Source organism: Pseudomonas sp. SJZ079 (assembly GCF_007993865.1).
Classification (GTDB): Bacteria; Pseudomonadota; Gammaproteobacteria; order Pseudomonadales; family Pseudomonadaceae; genus Aquipseudomonas.
Map to the genome: position 1 here is coordinate 55,199 of NZ_VIUH01000016.1, position 17,703 is coordinate 72,901.

A 17,703-nucleotide genomic window follows, 5' to 3' on the forward strand; every position below is an offset into this window, starting at 1 on the left:
ACGTTTCGATCAAGGAAAGAGCTATGCAACCCAACAGCGTTCTTGGGCTGTTCTTCTGGGGTTTTCTGCTGCTGTACGGCGTGTTGATGCTGCTGCTGTCGCCGCGGGCGGTGACTGTCGGTGGTTTCTTCAACGGCGAAGACAGCCAGGGCCGTAGTGTGGCGCCCTGGCTGCTGACCTCGAGCATCTTCATCAGCTGGATCTTCGCCAAGTCGGTGACCAACGCCGCCAACCTGGGGGCCAGCTATGGCCTGGTCGGCGGCCTGGCCTACGCCACCTACTGGCTGTCGATTCCCCTGGCCGGCCTGGTCATCTATCGCCTGCGCCGCCGTTATGCCGCCACCAGCCTGGTCAGCTTCCTCAGCAGTCACTACGGGCGCGGCGCAGCGCTGGCGTTTTCCGTGGCGATCCTGATTCGCCTGTTCAACGAGGTGTGGAGCAACACCGCGGTGGTCGGCGGTTATTACGGCGACTCCGGCAGCGGCGAGTTTATCGGCGCGGCGCTGCTGTTCACCGCCGTGACCCTGGCCTACAGCCTCAAGGGCGGGCTGCGCAGTTCGATTCTCACCGACGCGGCGCAGGCGGCGATCTTCATCGTGGCCCTGGTCTGGGTGCTCGGCCTGGTGCTGCCGCAGCATTCGGCGCAGGAGCTGGCCAGCACCAGTCACTGGGCGCTGGATGCCGGGGTCGACCTGCTGCTGGTCGCCGGCCTGCAGATCTTCAGTTATGGCTTCCACGACCCGGTGCTGACCGACCGCGGCTTTATCAGCGAAGAACGGACCATGCGCCGTTCCTTCCTGATCGCCGGGGTGCTGGGTTTCTGCGCCATCCTGGCCTTCAGCCTGATCGGCGTGCATGCCCAGCTCAGCGGTTTGGCAGCCTCGGACAACGTGCCGGCGGCGCTGGCCAAATCGCTGGGCGTGGCGGCGTTGCTGGTGATGACCGTGGTGATGGTCTCGGCGGCCGGCTCGACCCTCGACTCGACCTTCTCCAGCCTGGCCAAACTGGCCGGCCGCGAACTGCCGCTGCTGGCCGGGCGCAACCTGGGGCAGAAGGCCATCGGCGTCGGCATGGCGGTGATGGTGCTGTTCGCCCTGCTCGGCAACCTGCCGATGCTGGCCGGCACCGACATCCTCAAGGCCACCACCATCAGCGGCACCATGGTCATCGGCCTGGCGCCGGTGTTCATCCTGCATGGCCTGGTGCGGCCGACCCGGCTGGGCTTTCACCTGAGTTTCTGGTGCGGTATCGCCCTCGGCCTGGGTCTGACCCTTGGCTGGATTCCGCAGAGCTGGGCCATAGGCACGGGCAAATACGCCTTGTTGCTGGGGACCAACCTGTACGGTCTGCTGCTGTGCAGTCTCGGCTACCTGCTGCCGGGCGGGTTATGGGGGCGGCGATGAACCTGCGCCCCGGCCGTGACTGCCCGCTGGATTACCGCCTGGCGGCGGATGCCTTCGCCGGCCCGGCCTTGTTCGACTGCGACAGCCTGTACGTGGTCGGCGGCCTGTACGGCAACCGTCAGGCGCTGGTGGCCCTGGAGCGCCTGTTGGCCGGCGAGCCGGGTGCGCGCGCGGTATTCAACGGCGATGCCCACTGGTTCGACCGCGATCCCGCGTTGTTCAGCCTGATCGAGCAGCAGCTGCGACGGCACCTGGCGTTGCGCGGCAATGTCGAGACCGAACTGGGACGCGAACAGGACAGCGGTGCCGGCTGTGGCTGCGCCTACCCCGAAACGGTCGGCGAGCAGACCGTGGACTGGTCCAACGCCATTCACCAAGCCTTGAGCGACACGCTACAGACCATTCCCGGCCTGGCCGGGGAGCTGGCGCGCCGTCCCGCCTGCGCGGTGGTCTCGGTGGCGGGGCAGCGGGTGGCGATCAGTCACGGCGACGAGCGTTCGTTGGCCGGCTGGCAGTGCGCGCGCGAGGCGCTACAGGACGCCGGTCGACGTGCGCAATTAAACGCCTGGCTGGCCGAGCAACGGATCGCCGTGCTGGCCACCAGTCACACCTGCGTGCCGGCGGCGTTGCAGCTGCCCGCCGGCGTGCTGATCAACAATGGCGCCGCGGGCATGCCGGTGTTTGCCGGCGCCCGCCATGGCCTGCTCAGCCGCATTGCCCGAACGCCGCATCCCCTGGCGCTGTATCGTGCGGCATACGCCGGCTTGTTCGTCGAAGCCTTGCCCCTGGTCTACGATCATGCGGCCTTCCTCACCGAGTTCGATCGGCAGTGGCCGCCGCACAGTCCCGCCGCCCGCGCCTATCGTTCGCGGTTGCTGGATGGCCCTGCCGATCTGCCGAATAGTGCATTGCTGGGCGGATTCCAGCTGTGCCAACCCACTTCCGCACAGGATGTCTGCTCCTCATGAACCCTCGTAAACTCGCCGTCCTGGGGCTGATCCTCGCGCTGATCGCGAGCTTCTTCATCTTCGACCTCGGTCAGTACCTCAGCCTCGAAGCCCTCAAGGCCCAGCAGGCAGCGCTGAATGCCCAGGTCGCGGCCAGTCCCTGGCAGGCGGCGGGACTGTTCTTCCTCGCCTATGTCGCGGTCACCGGCCTGTCGCTGCCCGGCGCGGCCTTGATGACCCTGCTGGCGGGGGCGCTGTTCGGTTTGCTCGAGGGCTTGGTGCTGGTGTCTTTCGCCTCCACCCTGGGCGCTAGCCTGGCCATGCTCAGCAGCCGCTTCCTGTTGCGCGACTGGGTGCAGGGCAGCTTCGGCAAGCGCCTGGCCGGCATCGATGCGGGCATCGAACGCGAAGGCGCCTTCTACCTGTTCGCCTTGCGCCTGGTGCCGGTGTTCCCGTTCTTCCTGATCAACCTGGCCATGGGCCTGACCAGGCTGCCGCTGCGCACCTTCTGGTGGGTCAGCCAGCTGGGCATGTTGCCGGGCACCCTGGTGTATGTGAACGCGGGCCGCGAGCTGGGCCAGCTGGACTCCCTCGGCGGCATCCTCTCGCCCGGCCTGCTGGGCGCCTTCGTGCTGCTCGGGTTGTTCCCGCTGATCGCGCGCAAGCTGCTCGACCTGCTCAAGGCGCGCCGGGTGTATGCCGGCTGGTCCCGGCCGAAAACCTTCGACCGCAATCTGCTGGTGATCGGCGCTGGCGCCGGCGGTCTGGTCAGCGCCTATATCGCCGCGGCGGTAAAGGCCAAGGTCAGCCTGATCGAGAAGCACAAGATGGGCGGCGACTGCCTGAACACCGGCTGCGTGCCGTCCAAGGCGCTGCTGCGTTCGGCCAAGCTGGCTCATGAGCTGAGCAAAGGCGAAGCCCTGGGCTTTCGCGACGTCGGCGGCCGGGTGGATTTCCCCGCAGTGATGCAGCGAATCCAGCGGGTGATTGGCGATATCGAACCGCACGATTCGGTCGAGCGTTACACCGGGCTGGGCGTCGAGGTGATTCAGGGCGAAGCGACCATCACCTCGCCCTGGACCGTCGAAGTCAACGGCCAGACCCTGAGCAGTCGCAGCCTGATCATCGCCGCCGGGGCGCGGCCGCTGGTGCCGAACATCCCCGGCCTGGATCAGGTGCAGGCCTACACCTCGGACAGCATCTGGGGCCTGCGCGAGCAGCCACGTTGGCTGCTGGTGCTGGGCGGCGGGCCGATCGGCTGCGAGCTGGCTCAGGCCTTCCAGCGCCTCGGCAGCCAGGTGATTCAGGTGGAGCTGGCCGAGCGCCTGCTGCCACGCGAGGACAGTGACGCCAGCGAACTGCTGCTCAGCAGCCTGCAGGCCGACGGCGTCGATGTGCGGCTGCAGCACAAGGCCGAGCGTTTCGAGTTGGTCAACGGCGAACAGCGCATGGTCGCCCGCCGCCTGGACACCGGCGAGGAGGTGACCATCGCCTTCGATTGCCTGCTGCTGGCCCTCGGTCGCACGGCCAATGTCAGCGGTTACGGCGTCGAGGCCCTGGAGCTGAGCCTGCGCGGCAACGGCACCCTGGAAACCGACGAGTACCTGGCCACCCGCTTTCCCAACATCTACGCGGTGGGCGACGTCACCGGGCCCTATCAGTTCACCCACGTCGCCGCGCATCAGGCCTGGTATGCGGCGGTCAACGCACTGTTTCGCGGCTTCAAGCGCTTCAAGGTGGACTACCGGGTGATCCCCTACTGCACCTTCACCGCCCCGGAAGTGGCGCGGGTCGGCCTCTCCGAGGGCGAGGCCAGCGCGCAACAGGTGGCCTATGAGGTGACCCGCTATGGCATCGACGACCTCGACCGGGCGATCGCCGACGAGGCGGCCGAAGGCTACGTCAAGGTGCTCACCGAGCCGGGCAAGGACCGCATCCTCGGGGTGTGCATAGTCGGCGAACACGCCGGCGAACTGCTCGCCGAGTACGTGCTGGCGATGAAGCACGGCCTCGGCCTGAACAAGATCCTCGGCACCATCCACAGCTACCCGACCATGGCCGAGGCCAACAAGTACGCGGCCGGCGAATGGAAGCGCGCGCATGCCCCGCAAGGCCTGCTGCGCTGGGTCGAACGCTTCCACGCATGGCGGAGAAATTGATGCGCCGCCTACTGATAGCCTTGCTGCTGTCGACGCCGCTGGCCCAGGCTGGACAAACGGCACCAGACAACCAGCTGACGCCCTGGACGGCCGGGCCGCCAGGCGCCGAGTGGTCGACGCCGTGGCGGCTGGCGGACATCCCCAAGCTCAAGGCGCCGGCCCGCAGCCTGGTCGAGCAGGACGGTCGCCAGGTGCTGCGCATCGAGGCCGACTCCGCCGCTGGCGGCCTGCTGCATCCGCTGGATCTACCGGGTGATCGCGCCTGGCAGCTGAGCTGGCAGTGGCGCAGCGAGCGGCATCTGGACAAGGCGCGCTTCGCCACCCGCGAAGGCGACGACTATGCCGCGCGGGTCTATGTGCTGCTGGACTATCCGCTGGACACGCTGGCCTTCCTGACCCGGCAGAAGCTGCGTCTGGCGCGCACCTTCTACGACCCCAGTTTGCCGGCGGCGACCCTCAGCTACGTCTGGGACAACCGCGTGGCGCCCGGCACCCATGCGCGTAGCGCCTACACCGAGCAGGTCGAAATGCTCGCCCTGCGCGGCCCGGAGGCGCCGCTCGGGCAGTGGCTGACGGAGACCCGCGACCTGCGCGCCGACGCCATCGCCGCCTTCGGCAGCGCGCCGCAACGGATTCTCGGGGTGGTGTTCGCCGCCGACAGCGACAACACCGGCGAGCGCGTCGAGAGTTATTTCGCCGCGCCGCAGTTGCACGTCCAGTCGCCTTAGCAACGGTTACCCGCAGTTTGAACAATCGCCTAGCTGCCTGCCCGGCTCGATCATCCGCCGGGCTGTTAGCTGCCCAGGCGCATCAGGTTCTCGCGGTGACCGACCATTAGCTGCTCGAACACCGTGGTTCAGGCGGTCTGGGTCTGCGCCGCCGGTTGCTCCTGGGTAACCCGGGTCCAGCGGTTGGCCCGGGCGAAGGTGCCGAAGTCGTTGAAGCGCACGCCCATCTCGCGCATCACCCGGTGGGCGAAGGGCACGCTGAGCTGGCGGATGTAGAAGGGCTCCTTGACCACGAAGTGGTGGATCGCGTGGCTGCTGCCGAAGTTGCAGCAGAATGCCTGCAGTGGCCACAGCCACCAGGGGTTGAGCACCTGAGTCTGCTGGATCACGTTGCCCGGCTCGACGTCGCCGTAGTAGTGCATGTTGGAGCTGACGAAGTGCAGGCAGAAGGTGCGCAGCACGTTGGGGCCGACCAGCACCACCACGGCACTATCGACGATGTGCATGGCTGACAGGGTGCTTGCCGACCAGGCGATAGGCGCGCCGAGCAGGTGGCTCAGGGCATCGAGCGCATGGAAGCCGAGAAACACATACCAGGTACCCCAGTTGAGCAGCGCCAGCGGTGCGTAGACGCGCAGGGTGCGCCGCAGGATGGCGCGCTTGTGCGCCCAGGTCGGCGCCCGCCACGTGCGGATCAGCGCAGCCATGAGGTTGTCGCCGACCATCAGCAGGCGGGCGATGCCCCAGGGTTCGCCGTTGGTGATGGCGCGCTCCTCCAGGTCCTGCTCGCTGCCGGAGACCTTGTGGTGGTTGAGGTGCAGGTGGCGGCGGATCCATGGGTTGATGGTGCTCGGCCGCGCCAGCCAGACCAGCGCCAGCATCAGGTTGTGCGGCAGCCGGCGCTTGCGGAAGTACATCGAGTGGATCAGGTCGTGCTCCAGTTCGTGGGTCAGCGAGGCGAAGAAGGCATTGAGCAGCAGGCAGGCCCACCAGGCCAGATGGCCGCCGAGATACAGCGCCGCCGAGCCGAGCATGCCGGCCAGGGCGAAGGCCAGGATGCCGGCACCGAGGGCGTCCTGATGGCGCAGGAGGGGAAAGCGCTGGCGCAGCTCGACGCCGTGGGCCAGCACCGTCTCGCGAATATGCGCGGATCGCTGTTGAGCATTCATCTGGGCAACACTTGCGGGGGAAAGGGCCATGCCTACATCCTCTGGTTGAACATGCTGCTACTGTGCCGCGAGGAGCGGCCAGCCGCCTGACCCTGAACGCCAACCTGTTGACCGGACACGCCAACCTGCATGACTGCCGAACCCACCACCCTGGCCAGTTGGACCCGCGCCCTGCGCAAGCAGCTCGATGCCCTGGGCCTGGACAGCGCCGCGCTGTGCCACGAGGCCGGACTCGAGCCGGGCGTGCTCGACGACCCCAATGCGCGCTGCCCGCTGTCGGCCACCACCCGCTTGTGGCAACTGGCGGTGGCGGCCAGCGGTGACCCGGCGCTGGGCCTGCAGACCTCGCAGTTCGTCAGCCCGACCACCTTTCATGCCCTCGGCTACGCGCTGGTCGCCAGCAGCAGCTTGCGCGAGATGTTCGAGCGCATCGTGCGCTATCACCGGGTGGTCAGCGACGTCCTCGAACTGGAATTGCGCGAGGCCGGCGACTGCTTCGAATTCTGTTTTCGCGTGCCACCCGGCAGCCCAGCGCCGGCGCCCGAGGCGCTGGATGCCTTCGCCGCGATCTACGTGCGCAGCTGCCGCAATCGCCTGGGTCGCGATTTCGCCCCGCTGGCGGTCCACCTGCAGCGTCCGGCGCCGGCCGATCCGCAGCCCTGGCACGCGGTGTTCCGCGCGCCGCTGCACTTCGCCGCGGCGGAGAACCTGCTGCGCTTTTCGCGTGCGGCCCTGGAGCAGCGCCTGGATGATGGCAATCCGGAGCTGGCCGAGCACAACGAGGCGGTGCTCAAGCGCAACCTCGCCCAGCTGCAGAGTGCCAGTTGGACGCAGAAGGTACGGGCCTGCCTGCAGGCGCAGCTGCCGGATGGCGAGCCCTCGGCCGAACGCCTCGCGCAGACCCTGCACCTGAGCCTGCGCAGCCTGCAGCGCCATCTGGCCGACGAGGGCGCGAGCTACGAGAGCCTGCTCGCCGAGACCCGCCAGCACCTGGCGCTGCAGCACATGCGCGACCCGCGCTGTTCGATCAGTGAGATCGCCTACCTGCTCGGCTTTGCCGACACCAGCAGCTTCAGCCGCGCCTTCAAGCGCTGGACCGGGCAGGCGCCGAGCCAATACCGCGAGGGACTGAAACCGGCATGAGCCACTACGATCTAATCCTGCTCGGCGCCGGCCACGCGCACCTCGGGGTGTTGCGCCGCTGGGCGCTGGTCGACAGGCCGCCGGGGCGCATCGCGCTGCTCAGTGCCGGACATGACGCCTGGTACTCGGGGATGTTGCCGGGGCTGCTGGCCGAACGTTTCAGCGCCGACGACTGCCGGATCGAACTGCAGCCGTTGTGCCGGGCGGCCAAGGTCGAGCTGATCGTCGGCCAGGCAACGGGGCTGGTGGCGGCGCAGCGCCAGGTGCACCTGGCCGATGGCTCTGTGCTGGACGCCAGCTGGCTGTCGCTGAACCTCGGTGCTCAGGTCGCCCAGCCGTTGCAGCAGGGCGCGGGTATGCAGCTGTTGGCGGTCAAACCCTTCGCCGAGTTTCTCGCCGGCTGGCACACCTGGCAGGCCGCGCCGCAGCCGTTGGCGATTCTCGGCGGCGGCGCGGCCGGGGTCGAGCTGGCGCTGGCGCTGGCCGACCAGGTGCCGCAGTTGGCGCTGTTCTGTGCCGGCGAACTGCTCGCCGGGCACAATGCGGGTCTGCACCTGCGTGCGCTCGGTCATCTGCGCCAGCGCCGGGTGCAGGTGCGCGAAAATTGCCCGATCGAGCGAATCGACGACGATTGCCTGATCAGCGGTGAGGTGCCGGTCTGGCGTGGCCAGCGCCTGCTCCTGGCCAGTGGTGCGCAGGCCTTGCCGTGGCTGGCGCAGAGCGGCCTGAGCTGCGATCAGGGCGGCTTCGTGCAGATCGGCGCGACCCTGCAGAGCCTGTCCCATCCCCAGCTATTTGCCGTTGGCGACTGCGCCAGCCTGCCGGGTGCGCGCAAGAGCGGGGTGTACTCGGTGCGTCAGGCGCCCGTGTTGGCGGCCAACCTCAGTGCCGTGCTGCGTGGCCTGCCGCTGCGCGCCTATCGTCCACAACGGCAGAGCCTGGCGCTGCTCGCCACCGGTGATGGCGGCGCCTTGCTCGGCTGGCGCGGTTGGAGTGCCGGCGGGCAGCTCTATGGGCGCTGGAAGGACTATCTGGATCGTGGCTTTATCCAGCGGCACCGCCTGTCCGGCTAGGTTCGGTTGAGCCAAGGCTGTGCGACCAAAGTGTGATGGTCGAGTGCCGCTGGACGTGCTCGAATCGAGCCCTGCGCCACCGTCAGCCGGCAGACCTTGCTCGCCAGTCTGGCCCGGCCTGCTCCAGCTGCGCCGATGGGGCGTGACCAGCGTCCGCGGCATCGCCCGAATAACAAGAATGAGGACTGCCATGAGTACTGCCGTTATCCGCCAGCCGCAGGCCTGCCTGTTGCACGCACTCGGCTTGGGCGCACTGCTGCTGGCCTACTCACTGCTGCAACTGTCGCCCTATGTGGCCATGCCGGCCTTGTTGCTGCTGGCACTGTGGCCTTGGCTGGGGCCCTGGCAGCGGCGCCAGGAGGACAGCTCGGCGCCAAGCGCCGCCGCGCAATTCGCCCAACTCAGCCAGAGCCTGTCCCAGCACACCTGTCATAACGCCCTGTCCGCCGCCCAGGTAGCACATGCCGTGCAGCAACTGGCGGACAAGCTGCAGTCGCAGTTGAGTGCGATCGAGCAGATCAGCCAGGGCGCCGACGCCATCACCCATACCGAGCAGGACAGCGCGCAACGGGCCGAGCAGACCCTGACGGCCGCGCAGCGCGTACGTCAGAGCAGTGCCACGGGCCAGCAGGAGTTGCAGCTGGCGATCGGCCGGATGCAGCAGCTCAGCGCGCAGACCGCCGCCAGTCGCGAGTTGATCGATGGCCTGAGCAGCCGCACCGAGCAGATCGAACAGGTCACCCAGGTGATCCAGTCCATTGCCAGCCAGACCAACCTGCTGGCGCTCAATGCCGCCATCGAAGCGGCGCGCGCCGGCGAGCAGGGCCGTGGTTTTGCGGTGGTCGCCGACGAGGTGCGCAACCTCGCCGCGCGCACCGCCAGCGCCACCGAGGAAGTCGGTCAGATGGTCAGCGACATTCGCCAGCAGAGTGCGGCGGTGGTCAGCCATATTCAGCAGCAGGCCAATGAGCTGGATCACGCCGCCGGGCAGATCGAGCAAACCGGCGAACAGCTGCAAGGGATTGCCGGCTGGGCGGTGGATGTGGAGAGCCAGGTGGCGCAGATCAGTGCCGGCACGGCGAACAACCATGAGCGCCTGGCCAGCCTGCTGGTCGCCGTGGAGCAGTTGCGCAGCGACGTGCGCGCCAGTGAGGGCCAGACCCGCCAGCTGGGCGGCGCCGCCGAACACCTGGTCGGCCAGGCGGAAACGGTCAGCGAACAGCTCGCCGGCGTCGGCTTAGACGACTACCACCAGCGCATCTACGATCTGGCGCGCGAGGGCGCGGCGGCGATCGGCGCGCAGTTCGAGGCGGATATCCAGGCCGGGCGGGTCAGCCTTTCCGACCTGTTCGACCGTCAGTACCAAGCGATTGCCAACAGCTTTCCGGCTAAGTACAGGACGCGTTTCGACCGCTATGCCGACCAGGTCCTGCCGGGCATTCAGGAACCGTTGCTGAGTCGCCACCCTGGCCTGGTGTTCGCCATCGCCAGCACGCCCGAAGGCTACGTGCCGACCCACAACCAGGCGTTCAATCATCCGCCCAGCGGCGACCGGGCGCGGGACACCGCGAAGAGCCGCAGCAAGCGCCTGTTCAACGACCGCACCGGTATTCGCTGTGGCAGCCATCAGCAACCGCTGCTGCTGCAGACCTACACGCGCGACACCGGAGAACTGATGCACGACCTCTCGGTGCCGATCCAGGTGCAGGGGCGGCATTGGGGTGGTCTGCGCCTGGGCTACAAGCCCGAGCCGACGAGAGAGCGTCCAAGCTGCGCCGCCGGCTAATGTTTAGCCTGTGCGTAACTGAACATGTAAAGAATCGGATTTAAAGCGTGCGGGCTGCTGTGCGAGCCTCTTCGCCCATGAGTTCGTCCGCGCATTGTCCCATCCCGCCTGTGTTTTTCCCGTCGTTACGGGAGCGCACCGATTTCGGCGCCGCTCGAAGCAATCCCCTCCTGCCTGCAATCCTGGCCTTCTGGGCGCTCTGGCATTGTCGCCATGCGCGCCCGCCGGATGTGGCTCTCGTCGCTATCTGAACGCCTCGGCTGCACCCGCCCGCAGCCGTTCCGATACCTGTGATCCCGCCGCCGTGTCTGCCTTTTGGCACGTGCATCGACGGCTGGACAGTGCGCCTTCCGGCGCTAACGAGAGTCCCATGCCATTCGCCTCCGTGCAGCACGCCCAGGATTTCCTGGCGCAGAACCCCGATATCGAACTGTTCGAATTGTTCATCCTCGACGCCAACGGCGTGCCGCGCGGCAAGCTGTTGCACCGCGAGGAGCTGCTGGCCGTGTACCAGAGCGGCCGGCCGCTGCCCAGCACCATCCTCGGCCTGAGCATCAACGGCGATGACGTCGAAGATTCCGGCCTGGTCTGGGACGTCGGCGACATCGACTGCCGCGCCTACCCGCTGGCCGGCAGCCTGGTGCGCATGCCCTGGCGGCAGATTGCCACTGCCGCGCTGCAGGTCAGCATGCACCCGAGCGAGGGCATGCCGGCCACGGTCGCCGATCCGCGGCATCTGCTGAACCGGGTGATCGAGGGGCTCAAGGCCGAGGGTTATCACCCGGTGATGGCTTGCGAGCTGGAGTTTTATCTGCTCGATCAGCGCCGCGATGCCGAGGGTCGGCCGCAGCCGGCGCTGGATGCCGACGGCGGTCGTCCGCGCAGCACCCAGGTGTACGGGTTGCGCGAACTGGAACAGATCGAGCCGTTCCTCGCCGACCTGTATGCCGCCTGCAAGCTGCAAGGTATCCCGGCGCGTACGGCGATTTCCGAATACGCCCCGGGCCAGGTGGAGATCACCCTGGAACATGGCGACGCACTCGCGGCCATGGACCAGGCCGTGCGTTACAAGCGCCTGGTCAAGGGCGTTGCGCACAAGCACGGGATGCAGGCCTGCTTCATGGCCAAGCCCTACGACCACCTAGCCGGCACGGGCATGCACATGCACGTCAGCCTGGCCGATGAGCAGGGCCGCAACCTGTTCGCCGGCGAGCCGGATGACCTCGGCGGGCCGGCCGGCACCCTGCTCAAGCAGGCGGTGGGCGGCATGCTCGCCAGCCTGCTCGACTCGTTGCTGCTGTTCTGCCCCAACGCCAACTCCTACCGGCGCTTTCAGGCCAACAGCTACGCGCCACTGGCACCCACCTGGGGTATCGACAACCGCACCGTCAGCCTGCGCGTACCCGGTGGTCCGGCGGCCAGCCGGCACATCGAACACCGCATCTGCGGCGCCGACGCCAATCCCTACTTGGCCGCCGCGGCGATCCTCGCCGGCATCCACCGTGGCATTCGCGAGGACATCGACCCCGGCGCGCCGGTCGAGGGTAACGGTTATGCCCAGGCCAAGACGCTGTTGCCGACCGACTGGTTGACCTCGCTGCAAGCGCTGGAGCGCTCCGAATGGGCGCGCGAGGCTCTGGGCGAGGCGTTCCTCAAGGTCTATCTGGCGGTCAAACGCGCCGAGTACCGCCAATTCATGGCCGAGGTGGGCGAGCAGGACTGGCGCTGGTACCTGACCCAAGCCTGAGTGCTACTGCGCTTGGCCATACGGCGTTGAAGTCAGGCTCGGGCTTGTCATGTACCGCTCGTACACTCCGCGCCCTCACCTGACTTCGCCTTGTCTGGCCTGCGCTCGCGACGCACTCAGCGTTCTATTTCAATTCGGTAGCCCGGATGCAATCCGGGACGCAAACACATAGATCGAGCGCCGCGGTTCAGGCCGCGGTGCATAAATCGAGGACTTCTCCATGACCGCCGCTCTCAATGCCGTTATCCCCGCAGCCGAGCGCTGCCCGTCCTATTACAGCGCCAGCCTCAACCAGGAAACCGACTACCCGACCCTGCAGGGCCAGGTCAGTGTCGATGTGGTGATCATCGGTGGTGGCTTCACCGGCGTGGCCAGCGCCGTGGAACTGGCCGAGCGTGGCCTCAAGGTGGCCATCGTCGAGAGCCACAAGATCGGCTGGGGTGCCACCGGGCGCAATGGCGGCCAGGTCACCGGCAGCCTCTCGGGCGACGGCGCCATGCGCAAGCAGATGCGCAACCGGCTTGGCGCCGAGGTCGACGACTTCATCTGGCAGCTGCGCTGGCGCGGCCAGCAGATCATCCAGCAGCGAGTGGCCAAGTACGGGATCCACTGCGACCTCAAGCACGGTCATCTGCACGCCGCCTACAAGCCCAGCCACATGCCGGGTCTGCAGGCCGACTACGAGGAGGCCGTGCGCCGCGGCATGGCCGACGAGGTCAGCCTGCTCGACCGCGACGGCGTGCGCGCGCACCTGGACAGCGAGCTCTACTGCGGCGCGATCAAGAACAGCCGCAACCTGCACCTGCACCCGCTGAACCTGTGCATCGGCGAGGCCAAGGCGGCCGAGAGCCTCGGCGCGCTGATCTTCGAGCATTCCGAGGTGCTGCAGATCGTCCACGGCGCCAACCCCGCGGTGATCACCGCCCAGGGCCGGATCGACGCCAAACAGGTGCTGCTGGCCGGCGACGTCTACCACAAGCTGGAGCCGCAGAAGCTCAAGGGCATGATCTTCCCGGCCATGGGCGGCATCGTCACCACCGCGCCGCTGGGCGAGCTGGCCAAGCAGATCAACCCGCAGGACCTGGCCGTCTACGACTGCCGCTTCGTCCTCGACTACTACCGCCTGACCGCCGATGGCCGCCTGTTGTTCGGCGGCGGCTGCAACTACTCGGGGCGCGACTCGCGGGACATCGCCGCCGAGTTGCGCCCGGCCATCGAGCGCACCTTCCCGGCGCTCAAGGGCGTGCCGATCGACTTCCAGTGGAGTTGCGCCATGGGCATCGTGGTCAACCGCATCCCCCAGCTCGGCAAACTGTCGGACAACGTCTGGTACTGCCAGGGCTACTCCGGTCACGGCATCGCCACCAGCCACATCATGGGCGAGGTGATGGCCAACGCCCTGACCGGCAGCCTGGAGAAGTTCGACACCTTTGCCGCCTGCTCGCACATCAAGGTGCCGCTGGGCGACGTGCTGGGCAACCCGATGCTGGCGGTGGGCATGTGGTACTACCAGCTGCTGGAGAAGCTGCGCTGAGGGTATAGGATTGCTGGGTTTCGCTGCGCTCTACGCCAGCCTACGGCTCACTTGTGGCCTGGCGCAGGCGTAGCACATCGAGGATTTCGATTTCGCCGTAGCTCAGGCGCAGGATGCCTTGGGCTTCCAGCTCCTTGAGGATCTGGTTGGTGGTCTGCCGGGAGAGCGCCAGCATCAAGGCCAGCTGTTCCTGCGCCAGGTGAATGACCGGGCGCGGGCCGCTGGCCTCGCCGTAGTTGTCGGCCATCAACAACAGGCGCCGCGCCAGGCGCGGCGCGGCCGGCAGCAGGCTGATCTCCTCCAGGGCGATAAAGGTCAGGCGCAGTTTCTGGCTCATCAACAGGGCGAAGTCGCGCCAGTACTGCGGTTGCTGGTCGAGCAGGGCGAGCAGCCGGGCCTGGGGCAGCAGTAGTAGGGTGCTGGCTTCTGCGGCGAAGGCATCGTGCGTGCGCGGCAGACCATCGAACAGGGATATTTCGCCGAACCAGTAGGGCGGCTCGACCAGGGTCAGCAGCGCTTCCTTACCGCTTTGGTTGACCGCGCCAACGCGCATGGCGCCCGCCACCACGGCGTACAGGCCGCTGGGTTGATCGCCGCGGCGGAACAGTCGCTGCCCTGCGGGCAACTGCTGCACCTGGGCGATCTCCAGCAGGGCTTCCTGCAAGCGCGCGGGCAGGGCACTGAACCAGTGGCCTTCGAGCAAGCGGGCACGGTAGGCGCGGGGATCGTGCATGCACTTCTCCTGGGTTTGTCGGCTAGCTGACAGAGCGCCGTAGCGAGTCGGGGCCACTATCGTCGGACCTGTCATACGCGAGGGCAACCCCGATGAAAACCCTGGTCGAGCACCTGGCCCAATATGCCGCCTATCACCGCGACCGGCGCAATATCGCCAGTCACTTTATCGGCGTGCCGCTGATCGTACTGGCGGTGGCGGTGTTGCTCTCGCGTCCGGCGGTCGAGGTGTTGGGCCTGTGGCTCTCGCCGGCGACCTTGAGTGCCTTGGCCGTCGGCGCATTCTACCTGCGCCTGGACCTGCGCTTCGGCCTGTTGATGGCGGCGCTGCTGGGGCTCTGCCTGTGGGGCGCTCAGGCGTTGGCCGGGCAAGCGACCCTGGTCTGGCTGAGCAGTGGTCTGGCGCTGTTCGTGGTCGGTTGGCTGATCCAGTTCATCGGCCATTACTACGAGGGGCGCAAGCCGGCGTTCGTCGACGATGTCACGGGCCTGTTGATCGGCCCGCTGTTCGTCGCGGCGGAAGCGGCGTTCCTCCTCGGCCTGCGCCGGGAGGTGGAGGATGAAGTGGTGCGACGCGCGGGACCGACCCACGTCCGGGCGAAGCAGCAGGCGGTTCGATAACTCGACCGCCGGGCTCACGGGCGGGCCCTCGCGCGGTTAGACTAGGCGCCCGTCTGGCTTGGACGGGTGTTGGAGGCATCGCTGGCTTGAGCACTTTTCAGGCAACCGAAGCGGGTAACTGCTCCACGTGACTTACTCTATTTGAAAGAGTCGGGGCGCAAGAAATCTGCACTGCCCAGGCTTTCGCCACCGACTGGTTTCCAGCCCGGCCAATGGTTACCTGACCAGAACGATAAGAAAGTTGGACTGCCCCATGCTGCCGCGACTGCTCGCCTGGCTGATTGCCACTGTTTTCTGCTGCGCTCAAATGGCCCTGGCTGAGGAGGAGTCGGTTGTGCAGCAGGCGCCGATTCGCATCGGCTACATCGAGTTCCCGCCCTATTCCTCTACCGATTCGCAGGGTCAGGCGGTCGGTGAACTGATCGACTTGATCAGATTGCTGGCGCAGCGGGCCGGCTATCGAGCGAACTTCATCGAGTACCCGAGTTTTCGCCTGTTCAAGGCGATGGAGGCCGGGCAGATCGAGATGGCCCCTTCGTTGCTCAATCACCCGGTGATGCAGCGCTACACCCTGCTCAGTCGGTATCTGATCGTGCAGGTCAAGCTCAACCTGTATTACCAGGAGAAGCTTTCGCCGTGGTCGCTGAGTGATCTGCACGACAGCCGCCTGCTGCAGATCCAGGGGCTGGTCTATCCCGGTTCGCCGTTGACATCCTTGGTCAAGGACCCGGCCTGGGGGATAGCGCGGTCCACGGCGCCGAACCATCTGGCAGCGGTGCAGATGATGCATTTGCAGCGGGCCGAATACCTGCTGGACTACCAGGACCCGGCGGAGGCTGCCTTTAGCGAGTCCGGCTTGCCGCCGCTGCCCCATACCACGCTGCTGCAGGAGGATTTCACCTTCGCCTACAGCAAGCGCTCGCCGCGTGCCCGACAATTGCGCGATGACCTGGACCGTACGCTGGAGCACCTGCTGCAGCGCGGCGATATACCGCAGCGCTTTACCGGTATCGTGCCCTACAAGGCCGGGGACATCAGCCAGTCGCCGTGATCGAGTGACAGGCGCCCGGTAGCCGTGCGGGGGGTTGGCTTGTGGCTTGTGTCGGTTGGGCTAGTCAGCGGCCGCCCGCCAGCGCTGCCCTCATGCTCCGCCAGCTTGCGGGATACGCCGAGGTCGGAGCCTGCCAGTACTCATCGCGGCAGGTATCGACTGCTGTAGACACCTCGACATGGGCCAGTCGAGCGGCCACCGCACGGGTTGACCCAGCGCGGGTTTGGCTGCGCTGAGGGCATGGCGCGCCCTGGCCGGTTCGGCGCCAGGTATTGGCCCTAGCGGGGCATTTTCCCAAGCGCTCAGTGCATCGCCATCCACTGGTTGCTCATGGCACGGCTGTGGCGATCCACGGTGATCGGCGCGAAGGACCGGCCGGAGATGCTTTGCAGGGTGTTGCTCTTGCTGTTCATGTCGCTCAGTGCTGCCTTGAGGTATTCCCAGCGCGTTTTCATCTTGCCGATGGCCGGTTCGCTTTTGCTGTCCAGCGCCGCCAGTTCCTGGTCGATCGAGGGGACCAGCAGGCGTTCGTCCTGGCCGAGGTAGGTTTCCGGCTGCTCGCGGGCGATTTCAAAGGTGCCGATATAAGAGCGGCTGAGGTATTGCACGGCGAGGTATTCGACCTTGGCCGGCAGCTCGCTGCCGGCCTCGTGCGGCAGTTGGCGCGCGGCGTGGAGAAAATCGCGCAACGCCTTGCTCAGGTCTTGCGGGTAACCCCAGGGCACATCGTCTTCATTGGGGCCAAAGGAAACACCGCGACGCAGTTGCGTAACAAGCTCGAGGTGGCTGCTGCGCAGTGTATCGCTAGACTGCGGCAGGCTCTGGATCGCGGCTGCCAGCAGCTGGATATCGGTTTCCAGACGCTCTTTATGGCTCTTTTGCAGGCCCTCGCCGCGCAATAGCAGCAGGCTGCTGGTGGCGCGGCTGGCGAACACCTGCACCTGTTCCTGCGGACTTACCGCTTCGGCGAAGGCTATCGGCGAGAGGCCTGCCAGCAGCCCGATCGTCCAGATAAAAATATTACGGAACAATAGCTTACAGCGCATTCCGGGGTGCTCCTTATTGTTTTTGTGAGCAGTGCGGATAACCGTTGGCGCTTGTAAACGCCGTGCATAGCCTACTGCGTCGGCGCCTGTGTGGAATTACTCGAAAGAGTGATTTCGTCGGAAATCTGCTCAGCGTGAGGGTCGGCCAGGCGCCGCTGGAGAGGCTGAACCAGCCACGCAGGCCACTAGGCCTAGCGCCAGACGCTGGCCAGCCAGGGCTGTCGCTCGCGCGGCAGCCCTGGCTGGTCGGTAGTAGTGTTCCAGTTCAACGAAGCCGGTTGCGCCGAGCTGCGCGCGCCAGCTGGTGAGGTCGTGGTAGGCGCCGTAGCGTTCGCCGTGCCAGCCCTCCTGGTTATCGCCGCGCGGATTGGAGTACCGCGGGGGCAGGGCGGCGATACTGTCCAGGTGCGGCTGATCGAGTTGTATGGCAGGGGCTCGGGCGCCGAACTACGGTAGTGGCTGAGTTCGACTCAAGCCTAGGCGCTGCCGGCCAGTGCTGACTGGCGCCTTTATTAGCGTTGCCCGCGCCGAACGGGGGGCTCGGCGCGGGCAACCCGGCGGCTG

At 66.8% G+C, this 17,703-nt stretch carries 14 protein-coding genes and 1 pseudogene; 11 read left to right on the plus strand and 4 right to left on the minus strand.

Annotated elements, in window-relative coordinates:
• Positions 1-23: 23 nt before the first annotated feature.
• Genes FBY03_RS15055 through FBY03_RS15070 form a run of 4 tightly spaced genes read left to right on the plus strand, consistent with a single transcriptional unit; the run spans position 24 to position 5,237 of the window.
• Positions 24-1,403 carry a sodium:solute symporter gene (locus FBY03_RS15055; protein WP_147173185.1) on the plus strand — a complete coding sequence of 460 codons (1,380 nt, stop codon included), beginning with the start codon at positions 24-26 and terminating at the stop codon, positions 1,401-1,403.
• On the plus strand, positions 1,400-2,371 hold the full coding sequence (locus FBY03_RS15060; RefSeq protein ID WP_178090665.1) for a hypothetical protein: 972 nt from the start codon (positions 1,400-1,402) through the stop codon (positions 2,369-2,371). Before FBY03_RS15055 ends, FBY03_RS15060 begins: the two co-directional genes overlap by 4 nt.
• The gene (locus FBY03_RS15065; RefSeq protein WP_147173186.1) at positions 2,368-4,509 is read left to right on the plus strand and encodes an FAD-dependent oxidoreductase; all 2,142 of its coding nucleotides are present in this window, start codon (positions 2,368-2,370) and stop codon (positions 4,507-4,509) included. Before FBY03_RS15060 ends, FBY03_RS15065 begins: the two co-directional genes overlap by 4 nt.
• A complete protein-coding gene (locus tag FBY03_RS15070; protein WP_178090666.1) occupies positions 4,509-5,237 on the plus strand; it encodes a DUF3047 domain-containing protein in 729 nt (242 codons plus the stop codon). The genes FBY03_RS15065 and FBY03_RS15070 overlap by 1 nt, the downstream gene beginning before the upstream one ends.
• 128 nt (positions 5,238-5,365) lie before the next feature.
• Here the strand turns inward: FBY03_RS15070 and FBY03_RS15075 are convergent, their stop codons facing one another.
• Complete coding sequence (locus FBY03_RS15075; RefSeq protein WP_147173188.1) at positions 5,366-6,436, minus strand: fatty acid desaturase; 1,071 nt, start codon at positions 6,434-6,436, stop codon at positions 5,366-5,368.
• A gap of 99 nt (positions 6,437-6,535) precedes the next feature.
• Here FBY03_RS15075 and FBY03_RS15080 point away from each other — a divergent pair, with 99 nt between their 5' ends.
• The 5 genes from FBY03_RS15080 to FBY03_RS15100 all read left to right on the plus strand — a co-directional run bounded on the left by FBY03_RS15080 (position 6,536) and on the right by FBY03_RS15100 (position 13,689).
• Positions 6,536-7,549 (plus strand): AraC family transcriptional regulator, encoded by a 1,014-nt coding sequence (locus tag FBY03_RS15080; protein WP_147173189.1) that lies wholly within the window; start codon positions 6,536-6,538, stop codon positions 7,547-7,549.
• A complete protein-coding gene (locus FBY03_RS15085) occupies positions 7,546-8,622 on the plus strand; it encodes an FAD-dependent oxidoreductase (RefSeq protein WP_147173190.1) in 1,077 nt (358 codons plus the stop codon). The genes FBY03_RS15080 and FBY03_RS15085 overlap by 4 nt, the downstream gene beginning before the upstream one ends.
• A gap of 298 nt (positions 8,623-8,920) precedes the next feature.
• On the plus strand, positions 8,921-10,408 hold the full coding sequence (locus tag FBY03_RS15090; RefSeq protein WP_371920782.1) for a methyl-accepting chemotaxis protein: 1,488 nt from the start codon (positions 8,921-8,923) through the stop codon (positions 10,406-10,408).
• Positions 10,409-10,778: 370 nt separating this feature from the next.
• Entirely contained in the window at positions 10,779-12,155 is a 1,377-nt protein-coding gene (locus FBY03_RS15095; RefSeq protein ID WP_147173192.1) for a glutamine synthetase family protein, read from the plus strand.
• Positions 12,156-12,375: 220 nt separating this feature from the next.
• Positions 12,376-13,689 carry an FAD-binding oxidoreductase gene (locus tag FBY03_RS15100; RefSeq protein WP_147173193.1) on the plus strand — a complete coding sequence of 438 codons (1,314 nt, stop codon included), beginning with the start codon at positions 12,376-12,378 and terminating at the stop codon, positions 13,687-13,689.
• A gap of 40 nt (positions 13,690-13,729) precedes the next feature.
• Here the strand turns inward: FBY03_RS15100 and FBY03_RS15105 are convergent, their stop codons facing one another.
• Positions 13,730-14,422 (minus strand): Crp/Fnr family transcriptional regulator, encoded by a 693-nt coding sequence (locus tag FBY03_RS15105; protein ID WP_147173194.1) that lies wholly within the window; start codon positions 14,420-14,422, stop codon positions 13,730-13,732.
• A 92-nt stretch (positions 14,423-14,514) separates the two neighbouring features.
• Between FBY03_RS15105 and FBY03_RS15110 the strand changes: the two genes are divergently transcribed.
• Entirely contained in the window at positions 14,515-15,042 is a 528-nt protein-coding gene (locus FBY03_RS15110) for a DUF962 domain-containing protein (RefSeq protein WP_147173195.1), read from the plus strand.
• 253 nt (positions 15,043-15,295) lie between these two features.
• Positions 15,296-16,093 (plus strand): ABC transporter substrate-binding protein, encoded by a 798-nt coding sequence (locus FBY03_RS15115; protein WP_147173196.1) that lies wholly within the window; start codon positions 15,296-15,298, stop codon positions 16,091-16,093.
• A 302-nt stretch (positions 16,094-16,395) separates the two neighbouring features.
• Here the strand turns inward: FBY03_RS15115 and FBY03_RS15120 are convergent, their stop codons facing one another.
• Together FBY03_RS15120 and FBY03_RS15125 are read right to left on the minus strand one after the other, a co-directional pair.
• On the minus strand, positions 16,396-17,139 hold the full coding sequence (locus FBY03_RS15120; RefSeq protein WP_147173197.1) for a hypothetical protein: 744 nt from the start codon (positions 17,137-17,139) through the stop codon (positions 16,396-16,398).
• Between the two features lie 191 nt (positions 17,140-17,330).
• Positions 17,331-17,511 (minus strand): annotated as a pseudogene (locus FBY03_RS15125) (SAM-dependent methyltransferase); the annotation flags it as partial.
• Between the last annotated feature and the right edge of the window lie 192 nt (positions 17,512-17,703).